Origin of the sequence: Phenylobacterium sp. (genome assembly GCF_041913825.1) — a bacterium.
Classification (GTDB): Bacteria; Pseudomonadota; Alphaproteobacteria; order Caulobacterales; family Caulobacteraceae; genus Phenylobacterium.
The window spans coordinates 108,730-119,069 of sequence record NZ_JAYSEO010000015.1 but is presented as its reverse complement, the minus strand read 5'-3'; the positions used below and the strand labels follow the sequence as shown (position 1 = coordinate 119,069).

At 71.0% G+C, this 10,340-nt stretch carries 11 protein-coding genes; 5 read left to right on the top strand and 6 right to left on the bottom strand.

The window, feature by feature from the left end; genetic code table 11:
* Positions 1 to 528: FAD-dependent oxidoreductase (locus ACE3Q8_RS14400; protein WP_374470975.1), on the top strand; the 528-nt coding region annotated here is incomplete at its 5' end.
* 87 nt (positions 529 to 615) lie between these two features.
* Here the strand turns inward: ACE3Q8_RS14400 and ACE3Q8_RS14395 are convergent.
* Both ACE3Q8_RS14395 and ACE3Q8_RS14390 read right to left on the bottom strand, forming a co-directional pair.
* Complete coding sequence (locus tag ACE3Q8_RS14395; RefSeq protein WP_374470974.1) at positions 616 to 792, bottom strand: hypothetical protein; 177 nt, start codon at positions 790 to 792, stop codon at positions 616 to 618.
* Positions 793 to 796: 4 nt separating this feature from the next.
* Positions 797 to 1,237 carry a helix-turn-helix domain-containing protein gene (locus ACE3Q8_RS14390; protein WP_374470973.1) on the bottom strand — a complete coding sequence of 147 codons (441 nt, stop codon included), beginning with the start codon at positions 1,235 to 1,237 and terminating at the stop codon, positions 797 to 799.
* A gap of 192 nt (positions 1,238 to 1,429) precedes the next feature.
* On the opposite strand from ACE3Q8_RS14390, the gene ACE3Q8_RS14385 reads away from it, so the two are divergent.
* Genes ACE3Q8_RS14385 through ACE3Q8_RS14370 form a run of 4 tightly spaced genes read left to right on the top strand, consistent with a single transcriptional unit; the run spans position 1,430 to position 5,197 of the window.
* Positions 1,430 to 2,635, top strand: coding sequence for a glycosyltransferase (locus ACE3Q8_RS14385; RefSeq protein ID WP_374470972.1), 1,206 nt, complete (start codon positions 1,430 to 1,432; stop codon positions 2,633 to 2,635).
* Between the two features lies 1 nt (position 2,636).
* The gene (locus tag ACE3Q8_RS14380) at positions 2,637 to 3,143 is read left to right on the top strand and encodes a PepSY domain-containing protein (RefSeq protein ID WP_374470971.1); all 507 of its coding nucleotides are present in this window, start codon (positions 2,637 to 2,639) and stop codon (positions 3,141 to 3,143) included.
* 21 nt (positions 3,144 to 3,164) lie between these two features.
* Positions 3,165 to 3,836, top strand: a complete 672-nt coding sequence (locus tag ACE3Q8_RS14375; protein WP_374470970.1) for a winged helix-turn-helix domain-containing protein — start codon at positions 3,165 to 3,167, stop codon at positions 3,834 to 3,836.
* The gene (locus ACE3Q8_RS14370) at positions 3,833 to 5,197 is read left to right on the top strand and encodes a sensor histidine kinase (RefSeq protein WP_374470969.1); all 1,365 of its coding nucleotides are present in this window, start codon (positions 3,833 to 3,835) and stop codon (positions 5,195 to 5,197) included. Before ACE3Q8_RS14375 ends, ACE3Q8_RS14370 begins: the two co-directional genes overlap by 4 nt.
* On the opposite strand, the gene ACE3Q8_RS14365 is transcribed toward ACE3Q8_RS14370, so the two are convergent.
* The 4 genes from ACE3Q8_RS14365 to ACE3Q8_RS14350 all read right to left on the bottom strand — a co-directional run bounded on the left by ACE3Q8_RS14365 (position 5,194) and on the right by ACE3Q8_RS14350 (position 10,321).
* Positions 5,194 to 5,970, bottom strand: coding sequence for a PepSY domain-containing protein (locus ACE3Q8_RS14365; RefSeq protein ID WP_374470968.1), 777 nt, complete (start codon positions 5,968 to 5,970; stop codon positions 5,194 to 5,196). The genes ACE3Q8_RS14370 and ACE3Q8_RS14365 overlap by 4 nt on opposite strands.
* Positions 5,967 to 6,674, bottom strand: a complete 708-nt coding sequence (locus ACE3Q8_RS14360) for a PepSY domain-containing protein (RefSeq protein ID WP_374470967.1) — start codon at positions 6,672 to 6,674, stop codon at positions 5,967 to 5,969. Before ACE3Q8_RS14360 ends, ACE3Q8_RS14365 begins: the two co-directional genes overlap by 4 nt.
* 73 nt (positions 6,675 to 6,747) lie before the next feature.
* Positions 6,748 to 9,411, bottom strand: a complete 2,664-nt coding sequence (locus ACE3Q8_RS14355; RefSeq protein ID WP_374470966.1) for a TonB-dependent receptor plug domain-containing protein — start codon at positions 9,409 to 9,411, stop codon at positions 6,748 to 6,750.
* Positions 9,412 to 9,994: 583 nt separating this feature from the next.
* Positions 9,995 to 10,321, bottom strand: a complete 327-nt coding sequence (locus ACE3Q8_RS14350; RefSeq protein WP_374470965.1) for a copper-binding protein — start codon at positions 10,319 to 10,321, stop codon at positions 9,995 to 9,997.
* Between the last annotated feature and the right edge of the window lie 19 nt (positions 10,322 to 10,340).

Genomic DNA, 10,340 nt, shown 5'->3' with positions numbered 1-10,340 from the left:
GTGATCGGCGGCGGCAACTCCGGCGTCGAGGCCGCCATCGACCTGGCCGGCATCGTCGCCCATGTGACCCTGCTCGAGTTCGACGGCCAGCTCCGCGCGGACGCGGTGCTGCAGCGCAAGCTGAACAGCCTGCCGAATGTGCGCGTCATCACCTCGGCGCTCACCACCGAGGTTCATGGCGACGGCCAGAAGGTCACCGGCCTGACCTACAAGGATCGCAACACCGGCGAGACCCATCGCGTCGATCTGGAAGGCGTCTTCGTCCAGATCGGCCTGGTGCCGAACACCGAGTGGCTGAAGGACTCCGTGGGGCTGTCGCCGCGCGGCGAGATCGAGACGGACTACCGCGGCGCGACGAGCGTGCCGGGCGTGTTCGCCGGCGGCGACGCCACGACCACGCCTTACAAGCAGATCGTCATCGCCATGGGCGAAGGCTCGAAGGCGGCCCTGTCGGCTTTCGACTACCTGATCCGCCAGCCGATGCCGGAGGAGGGCTCCGAGCCCGCGGACATCGGCCAGGCCGCCTAGGCCGAGCTGGCAGCCCGAAACAGGAAAGCCGCCGCTGGCATCCAGCGGCGGCTTTTTCGTATCCGGTGCGGCGGAAGAGGCGCGGGCTCAGCCGGAGGTGAGGACGGGCGCTCCGCAGGCCGGGGCCGACGGGCCGGCGGAGAGCTCCGCCAGGCGATCGCGCAGGCGCCGGCGCCAGATGACCTCGGCGGCCACGAGGGCGGTCGGCGGCGGGGCCGCCGCTTCGTGGGGCGTGTCCGAGCCGGAGGAGGAAGCGTGGCTCATGGCCTCAAGCCACCTTCTGCAGGTCGACGTCCGGCTCGGCCAGGACACGGACCAGTTCCAGGATCTTGCGGCGCGTTCTGGCGTCGCGGATCTTCGGGAAGGTGCGGGCAAGGTCGAGGCCCTCGTTACTGGCCAGGAAGCCGGCGCCCACCAGCGGGGGGCTGGCCACGCCGCCCTCGGCGGGCAGGCCCTCGTAGAACCACTCGACCGGCGTCTTCAGGACCCGCGCGATCTCCCAAAGCTTGGAGGCGCTGATCCGGTTCGTGCCACGCTCGTACTTCTGCACCTGCTGGAAGGTGAGGCCGAGGGCGTCCGCCAGCTTGTCCTGGCTGAGGCCGAGCGCCTTGCGGCGCAGACGCACACGAACGCCGACGTGGCGGTCGACCGGGTGGGCCGTGGGATCTGAGAAGCCGGCGGCGCCGGCGGCATGGGATGCGGAGACCATCGGGAAGCCCTTGGCGATTTTGCACGGCCAGGATGTAGCTTGGCCTTCTACCCGCACCCCTTGCTCCAATCGGACGAGCTTGGCCATTACGTAAAATTACTATGCCTGCGGCCGAGGCTCCTGCGGCCGAAGATGGCGAAAAGCAAATCTTCGGCGCAGCTCGCCGCCATCCGCCACGGACAAGCTTGCGTCATGTCCAGACCGGCTCCCGTGGCGCTGTTCTGCGCCGGACTGAATGGCGACGGCGTCGCCCGCAACACCGTCCACCTGGCCAACGCCCTCAGCCGGCGCGGCGCGGCGGTGGAGATCGTCAGCCTCGAGGCCGGCGCCCTGGCCGATCAGATCGCGCCGGAGGTTGAACTCGCGCTCCTGGGCCGGCCGAAGGGAAGCCGCGGCCGCGCCCTGGCCGCCGCCGTCCCGGCCCTGCGCCGGCGGCTCGCCGCCGCGCCCCCCTCGGTGCTGGTCTCCATGGGCAACCACGCCCACCTCGCCGCCTGGGCCGCGTTGCGCGCCCTGCCCGGCGTGCCCCGCCTCTACCGGATCAGCAACGATCCCGCCGGCTGCGGCCGCAGCGCCGCGCTCCGCACACTGCGGCGGGCAACCCAGGCGCTGATCGCGGCCGACGCCACGGCCGTCATCACCGTCTCCGCCGCCCTTGCCGAGGCGCCGCCGTTCCGGCGAGTGCGCAGCGAGGGCCGGCTGCACGTCCTGCCGAATGGGGTCGACGCCGAAGCGGTGCGCCGACGCGCCCGCGAGCCCCTCGACCATCCCTGGCTGGCGGACGGACGGCCGTTCGTGGCGGCGGTGGGCCGGCTGCATCCGCAGAAGAACTACGGAGCCCTCCTCGAGGGCCTCACGCTGGCGCGGCAGGCGCGGCCGGACCTGCGGCTGCTGGTGCTCGGGCGCGCAACCGGTCCTGAGGCGACCCGCATCGCCGCACGCGCGGACGCGCTCGGCCTCGCTGACGCGGTGCGCCTGGAGGGCGAGGTGGCGAACCCCTACCCCTTCCTGGCCCGCGCCGCGGCCTATGCGCTGCCGTCTCGCTGGGAAGGCGCATCGAACAGTCTGCTGGAGGCGCTGGCCTGCGGCGCGCCCACCCTCGCCTCGCGGACGGCAGGCAACGCCGCCGAGGTGCTGGGCGAGGGCCGCTACGGCGTCCTCATGGATCCCGACCGGCCGGACGATGTCGCCAGGGCGATCCTGCGCCAGGCGGGCGAAGACCGCATCCTGCCCGGCGATCGGGCGGAGGCCTTCGCGCTCGACCGGGTCATGGACCGGGCCTGCGGCGTCGTGCTGGCCGCGCGCCGCGAACATGACGGAATTCAAACCTTCCGCGAAGCCCGAGGCCACGGAGGGTCCCTAGGGTGCCGACTGCGGGGGACAAGCACGGAGTACTGACATGCGCCTCAAGACCACCTTCCTCATCGCCGCCGCCACCGGCGGCGTGCTCGCCGGAGCCGCCTTCGCCCAGGGCGCCCAGCCCCAGACCATCGGCGTGGCCAAGGCTGTCGCCGCCGCAGAAGCCGCCACCGGCGGACGCGCCTTCGAAGCCGACCTCGACATGGAGCGCGGCGCGCCGGTCTACGAGATCGACCTGGTGCGCAACGGCCGGACGGTCGAAGCCCACGTCGACGGCGTCAGCGGGAAGGTGCTGCGCCAGACCGAGCCGGCGAAGCTTCGCCTGCCGTTCGGGCGCGAGGACCTGACCGCGGCCCAGACGGCGCCCCGCAGCCTGACCGAGACGATCACCATGGTCGAGGCGGCCACCAAGGGCCGCGTCACCGACATCGGGCTGGAGCGCGAGGGCGGCCGCCACTACTACGAGGTGGAGCTGGCCGGCGCCCAGGACCGCGAGGTTCGCGTCGACCTGCGCACCGGCGCGATCGCCCCGGTGATCGACGACTAGGCCGCAACGTCGGAGCTGGGCATGCATGTGCTGGTCGTGGAGGACGACGAGCGGGTCGCCGGACACGTGGTGAAGGGCCTGAAGGCCGAGGGCTGGCTCGTGGACCATGTGGCCGACGGCCGGGAGGCCCTCTTCCAGGCCGCCGCCGGCCAATACGACGTCATCGTCCTTGACCGCATGCTGCCCAACGTCGACGGGCTGAAGATCCTCACGACGATCCGGGCGTCGGGCGACAGCACACCGGTGCTGATCCTCTCGGCGCTCGGCGACGTGGACAACCGGGTGAAGGGCCTCCGGGCCGGCGGCGACGACTACCTGACCAAGCCCTTCGCCCTCTCCGAGCTGATCGCCCGGGTCGAGGCGCTGAGCCGGCGCAAGGCGCCGGTGCAGGAGACCGCCGAGCTGCGGCTCGCGGACCTCGAGATGAACCTGCTGACCCGGACCGTGACCCGGCAGGGCAAGCCCATCGACCTCACGGTCCGGGAGTTCGGGCTGCTGGAGCACCTGCTGCGCAACGCCGGCCGGGTGGTCAGCCGCAGCATGCTGCTGGAGGCGGTCTGGGACTACAACTTCGACCCGCAGACCAACATCATCGACCAGCACGTGAGCCGGCTGCGCCAGAAGATCGACAAGGACTTCGATCCGCCCCTCCTGCACACCGTGCGGGGTATGGGCTACAGCCTGCGCGCATGACCGTCGGCGGCTTCCTGCGCAGCCTGACGGTCCGGCTGACCCTCATCTACCTGGTGCTGTTCTGCGCCTCCGTCGGCGGGATGCTGGGGGTGAGCTACCTCACCGGCATCACGCGCCCGCTGGAACGGGTGGAGGCCGAGATCCGCCGCGACAGCGACCGGTTCGTGGCGATCTACCGCCAGGATGGACGCGACGCCCTGATCCGGGCGCTGGAGCACCGCGCGAAGGAAGGGCGCGGACGGCTGCGCTACCATGTGCTGGTGGCCCCGGACGGCGCGGTGGTCGCCGGCAACCTTTTGGACTGGCCGGTCGTGCAGGGGCCCGAGTGGCGGCGCTACGAGTTCGGGACCTACGCCACGGGCGACGAGGAGGAGCACGAGGCGGTGGTCCGCGACCTGCGGCTGCCCGGCGGCTACCGGCTGCTGCTCGGGCTCGACACCGAGGACCTGGACGAGCGCGAGGACCTGATCTTCGAGGCGCTGTCCTGGGGCGCCGGGATGACCCTGACACTCGGTCTGGTGGGCGGGCTGGTCATGACCTTCGCCGTCAGCCAACGGCTGGAATCCATCAACCGCGCCGCGCGGGCCGTGATCGCCGGCGACCTCTCCGGCCGCGTGGAACACCGTGGCAGCGGCGACGACTTCGACCAGCTCGCCGCCACGCTCAACGAGATGCTGGCGCGGATCGAGGGGCTGGTGGCCTCGATCAGCCGCGTGTCCGACAACATCGCCCACGAGCTGCGCACCCCGCTCACCCGCCTGCGCGCCGACCTGGAGGAGCTGGCGGCGGTGGGGGATGCGCCGGAGGAGGCGCGGGCCCGGGCGGCCGCGGCGCTGGACGAGGCGGTGCGTCTGCAGGCCATGTTCGAAGCCCTGCTCCGGATCGCGCGCCTGCAGAGCGGCGGCGCGATGCAGAGCGGCGCCGTGGACCTAGCTGCTATCGTGGAGGACGCCGTCGAGTGGCACCGGCCGGCGGCGGAGGACAAGGGGCTGGCGCTGACCCTTGCGGCCGACGCGGGAACGGCGATCTCCGGCGACCGCGACCTGGTCTTCCAGATGATCAGCAACCTGCTGGACAACGCCATCAAGTTCACCCCGGCCGGCGGCCGGGTCGAGGTGGCGGTGCGCGCCGCCGACCGGCCGGAGCTGGTGGTCCGGGACACCGGCCCCGGCGTCCCGGCCGAGCAGCGGACGCGGGTCTTCGAGCGCTTCTACCGCGCCGACGGCGCCGGGACCGCGGGCTTCGGCCTCGGCCTCAGCCTGGTGGCGGCCGCGGCCGAGCGGATGGGCGCGGAGGTCCGGCTCGCCGACGCCGCGCCGGGCCTGGACGCCACGGTGCGCTTCCGCCGGGCTCAGGCCTAGCGCGCGCGCTCCCGAGAAGCCGTCGCCTTTGGCGCGGCGGCGCGGCGGCGGGCCAGCGCCTCGAACGGCGCGGTCAGCCAAGCGACGTCCGAGCGCCGGAAGCTGCGGAACAGCAGGATGAGGCCGCTCAGCGCCAGCCATGCCGCGGCCGTGCCGAGCGTGACGATCAGCGGGTGGTTGAAGCTCTGCCGTTCCTTGTAGTCCATGATGTGCAGCATCCAGGCGATGTCCCAGAGCCGCCAGGTGTCGTTCTTCGCACCCAGCACCTCGCCCGTGGTGGCGGAGAGCAGCAGGGTCGTGCGGTCCGGGTCGGCGAACTCCACCCGCCAGGCAGGCAGCTTCATGTCGCGGGTCTCGAGCGTGGTCTCAGCGACGTGGCTGACGGAGGCGACGGGGGCGTCGCCGGTGAACCGGGCCACCGCGAGCTCGCGCGCCTTGGCGGCGTCGATGCCGATGAGCTGGCCGCTCACGGCGTCCACCAGCCGCACGCCGGCGGGCGTGGTCGCCTCGTAGATCCAGCGGTCGTGCAGTGGCTTCAGGGCGAGCTTGGTCACCGGCCCGCCCACGGTCTCGGCGACTCGCGCGAGCGGCAGGGCGGCGTCGGGCGCGGCGAGCTGGGCCACGGGCAGCACCGCGTCCTCGGCCGCCACCTTGTGATGGTCGAGCAGCGCCATGACGGCGCCGCTCAGCGCCCACAGCAGGAACTGCAGGCCGAGCACCAGGCCGAACCACTTGTGCAGCCAGCGGATCAGGAACATGGGCGACCAGGTCATGCCGCGGCCTTTCGGACCCGCCGCTTGCGACGGAAGCTGTAGAGCAGGAGCCAGCCTCCGCTGGCGGCGGTGGCCACGGCGAGCCAGGTGAAGACGCGGATCAGGAGGTTGTTCACGTCCTGGCGGTCGTCGTAGTCCATGATGTGGAACATCCACACGAAGTCGAAGGTGCGCCACAGGTCGTGCCGCCGGGAAACCAGCTCGCCGGTGAAGGGCGAGATGTAGAAGGTGGGCCGCCAGGCGCCTTCGAACTCCACGCGCCAGATGGGCACCGGCCGAGTCTGGATCTCCAGCGGCGCCTTCGTCAGGTACTGGGTGCTGACGACCGCGCCGTCCTCGGCGAAGAGGGCCTTGGCGCGCGCGGCGGCCTGCTCGGCGTTGAGCGGCGACAGCTTCCGGCCCGTGCGCGCGTCGAACAGCGCGGGCCCCGCCTCCGCCTGCACCACATAGACCGGCTGGCCGAGCTGGGTGTCCAGCCGGGCGCTCTTCAGCCCCGGCGCGAGGTGGGCGAGGTGCGCCGGCTCGACGAGGCCGGCCAGCGCGATCGGCTGCGGCGCGGGGGCCTTGACCAGCCGGTCGCCGTGGATGACGTCGATGTGGACCGCGGTCATGTAGACGCCGCTGAGCGTCCAGAAGACCGCCTGGATCGCCACGATCAGGGCGAGCCACTTGTGGGTGTTACGGGCCAGGGCCGGCCAGCGCATGGTCTCTCTCGCAAGGAAGACGGGCGCCGGCGGAGGGTGTGGGGTCCCCCGCCGGCGTCCGGGCCGACGGCCGCTAGAAGCTGTAGGTCAGGCGGACATAGCCGCGCCGGCCCAGGAGGTCGTAGACCATGGTGTCGGTGTTGCCGTCCGTGTAGCTCGGGATGAACGGCGGATCGGGCTCGAAGATGTTGTCGACGCCGAACGCCACCACAGCCTGGTCGGTCGCCCGCCAGGAGACCTGGGCGTTGTGATAGAAGACGTCGTCGGTGCGGAAGCCGATGGCGGTCGGCGTGGCGTTGAAGTCGGTCGCCTTGCCGATCCACTGGATCGAGTAGGTGGCGCTCCAGCGGGGATCGTCGACCGTGAAGCTCGCCAGGCCGCGCCACTTCGGATAGCCGCCGTTCCCGCCGCCGATGAAGCCCCGATAGTAGATCGGCGCGCCGCCGGGATAGGGCACGATGGTGTATTCCTTCAGGTAGGTGACACCCGCGTCGAAGGTCGCCGAGCGGCCGGCCAGGTCGAAGGTGTAGCGGGCGGCGGCGTCGACGCCGCGGACCGTCTCGGCGCCGACGTTCACCTGCTGCGACGACAGGAAGCTCACCTCGCCGGTCACCGGATTGCGGGTGAAGTTCTCCGGGCTGCAGAACGGGTGCGCCAGGTTCGGCGTGTTGTAGCAGACCGACAGCTTGGTCGAGCCGGGGATCGAGCGGATCGCGTCGTCGATGTCGATCTTCCAGTAGTCCACCGTCAGCGACAGGCCAGGCACCAGGGGCGGCTCCCAGACGCCGCCGATCGTGAAGGTCTCGGCCGACTCCGGGTTCAGGTTCTCGTTGCCGCCGGTGGTGGTCAGGATCGTGTTGTTCGGCTGGATGTAGCCGGCCGGCACGCCCGCCGCCTGGCAGTTGGCGCGCAGCACCGCGTTGGTGCTCGTCGCGTAGCGGCTGCAGGGGTCGGTGGTGGTCAGGTTGCCCTGGGTCACGCCGCTGAACAGCTCGGCGACGTTCGGCACGCGGAAGGCGGTGCCCCAGGTGGCGCGGGCGCGCAGGCCCCAGCCCAGCGTCCAATCCAGGCCGAGCTTGTAGTTGGTGTCGCTGCCGAAGCGCTTGTAGTCGGAGTAACGGATCGCCCCGTCGACGCGGACCATCTCCAGCAGCGGCAGGTCGCGCACCACCGGCACGCTGATCTCGGCGTAGGCCTCCTTGGCCTCGATCGAGCCCGAGATCGGGCTCTGCTGGTTGGAGTTGGCGATGCCGGCGACGATCAGCGGGTCCGGATCGCGCCAGCCCTTGTCCTCCCGGTACATCGCGCCGGCCGCCATCTGCAGCGGGCCGGCCGGGAGCTGGAACAGCGTGCCGGTCACGTCGGCCGTGAGGTTCAGGGTCTCGTTGCCGCCGTGGTCGACCGTGGTGGTGAGAATGTAGTCCACCACCGCCTGGGACACGTCGCCGGCGCCCAGGTAATCGGCGCAGGGGATCGCCGCGCCGGCCGCGAAGCTGCAGACCGAGGTGTTGATCGTCTGACCGACGCGCTGGCGGTTGGCGATGTTGGTGAAGCCGTCGATGCCCTCGTTGCGGCCCCAGTTCGCGGCCACTTCCCAGGTCCAGTCGCCGGCGAAGGATCCGCGGGCGCCGCCGGTCAACTGGTAGGTGTCGGTTTCCTGGAAGGCCATCCGCGGGCCGCCCTCCACCAGCCGGCGCTGGATGACGTTGATGTTCTGGCCGGTGGGGTTGGTCGGGTTGCTGGCCGAGATGGCGAGGTTGGTCAGGGTGCCCGGCGCGGACAACTGCTCCGTCTCGCGGCGGGTGTAGAGCGCTTCGGCGAACAGGGTGACGCCATCGGCGATCTCGTAGTCGGCGAAGGCGCCGGTGGTGAACCTCTCGATCGGGTTCACCGCGTTGATGAAGGGGTTGCCGTTGTAGCCGTGCAGGGCCGCGCTGTAGGGCGCGAAGCTGTTGCCGCCAGTGAAGTTGATGATCTGGCCGTTCGGCAGGGAGGCGCGGCCGCCGGCCGTGGACCCGCTGCCCGAGCACACCAGCGTCCCCGAGGCGCCGCTCAGCGGGCACGGCGCGCGGGTGGCCATGTTCACCGCATCGGTCTTCTGCCAGGTGCCGGCGAGCGCGATGCTGCCGCGCTCGAACTGCCGGCCCCAGGAGACGTCGACCGTGCGGTCGTCGCCGTCCCACTCGTCGGAGATGGCGTAGCGGGCGCTGACCTCCAGACCGTCGAAGTTGTCGCGGGTGATGATGTTCACCACGCCCGCCACGGCGTCGGTGCCGTAGATCGCCGAGGCGCCGTCCTTCAGCACCTCGATCCGGCCGATGATGGCGGTGGGGATGGTGTTGAGATCCGGGGCGCTGTTCGCGCCGGTGCCGCCGTTCACCAGGCGTCGGCCGTTAAGCAGCACGAGCGTGCGATTGATGCCAAGGCCACGCAGGTTGACCGTGGCCGTGCCCCAGCCGCGCGAGCTCCAATAGGCGTTCGTCTGGTTGCCCCCGAACCCGGCCGCGGCCGGCAGCCGCTGCAGCAGGTTCTCGACGTTGACGATGCCCGTGGCGGCGATGTCCTTCTCCTGGACCACCGTCACCGGGCCGACGCCGGTGATGTCGGCTCGCTTGATCCGGCTGCCGGTGACGATGACCTCGTCGACGTCCCCCGCCTCCTGGGCCATGGCCTGGCCGCCCAGGGCGACCGTGGCGCAGGCGCCGGCGAACAGGAGCTGTTTGGTGAACCGCTTCATACCTACCCCCTCGTATCCCGCGACGAGGCCGGTGCGTACGCGGCGCGCCGGTCCTCGAGCGACACCACGTCCCGACCGGCGTCGGCTGTCAATAATGTCTAGACAAAAACAACCTGGCTAAAGGGGCGCCGGATTCCCGCCGACGCCGGAGAATGCCGCCTTATGGCACGAGATTCTCTGTTGCGCGGGTGAATCTTTGCGAGTTGGCCGCGTCGGCAAGCATACTCGTGGTTATTTTTAGTCACGACCGCCTCATCCGGAATCAAACGTTTCCGAGCAGCAGACGCGGGCAAGTGCGCAATTCATGGTCACGCCGCGATTCGGCACGCCTAGACGAATTGGCGCAGCTTATCTCCAGTAGCGCTGCGTCTGGATACAATCCTTGATCGCGAGGATGCGCTTGCCGCATCGGCGGAGACAGCCGACATCGCGGCACAGCGGCTCGCTGTTCTTCCGATTAAACAGCGACAGGCCGCTGACGCGCCGGCGCAGCGGTTGGGGCGGGCCCATCGTGATGGCGGCCCTCGTCTTGCGATACGCACCGGGGCGCTGCGCCCCTCAGGAATTCCGCGCGCCGATGTGCTCAGCGCTTCTTGAGCGCGACCACCCGGCCCCCCTTCAGCTCGAAGGCGACCTTGTCGCCGACGGCGGCGGCCTTCAGCAGCGCGGGGTGGGCGACCTTGAACGGCATGGTCATGGCGCCCCAGTTCAGGGCCGGGATGGGGTCGTGGGCGATGGTCACCGCGCCGCCGCGGGCGTCGATCGCCTTGAGCACGCCCGTGCCGCGCACCGACTGGGCGGCGGCCGCGGCCGGCGCGGCGTGGGCGCCGTGACCTTCGTGCCCGCCGTGCTGGGCGACAGCGGGGGTGGCGAGAGCCAGGGCGGCGGCAAGGACCGGCAGGAACTTCATCGGGAACTCCATACGAACA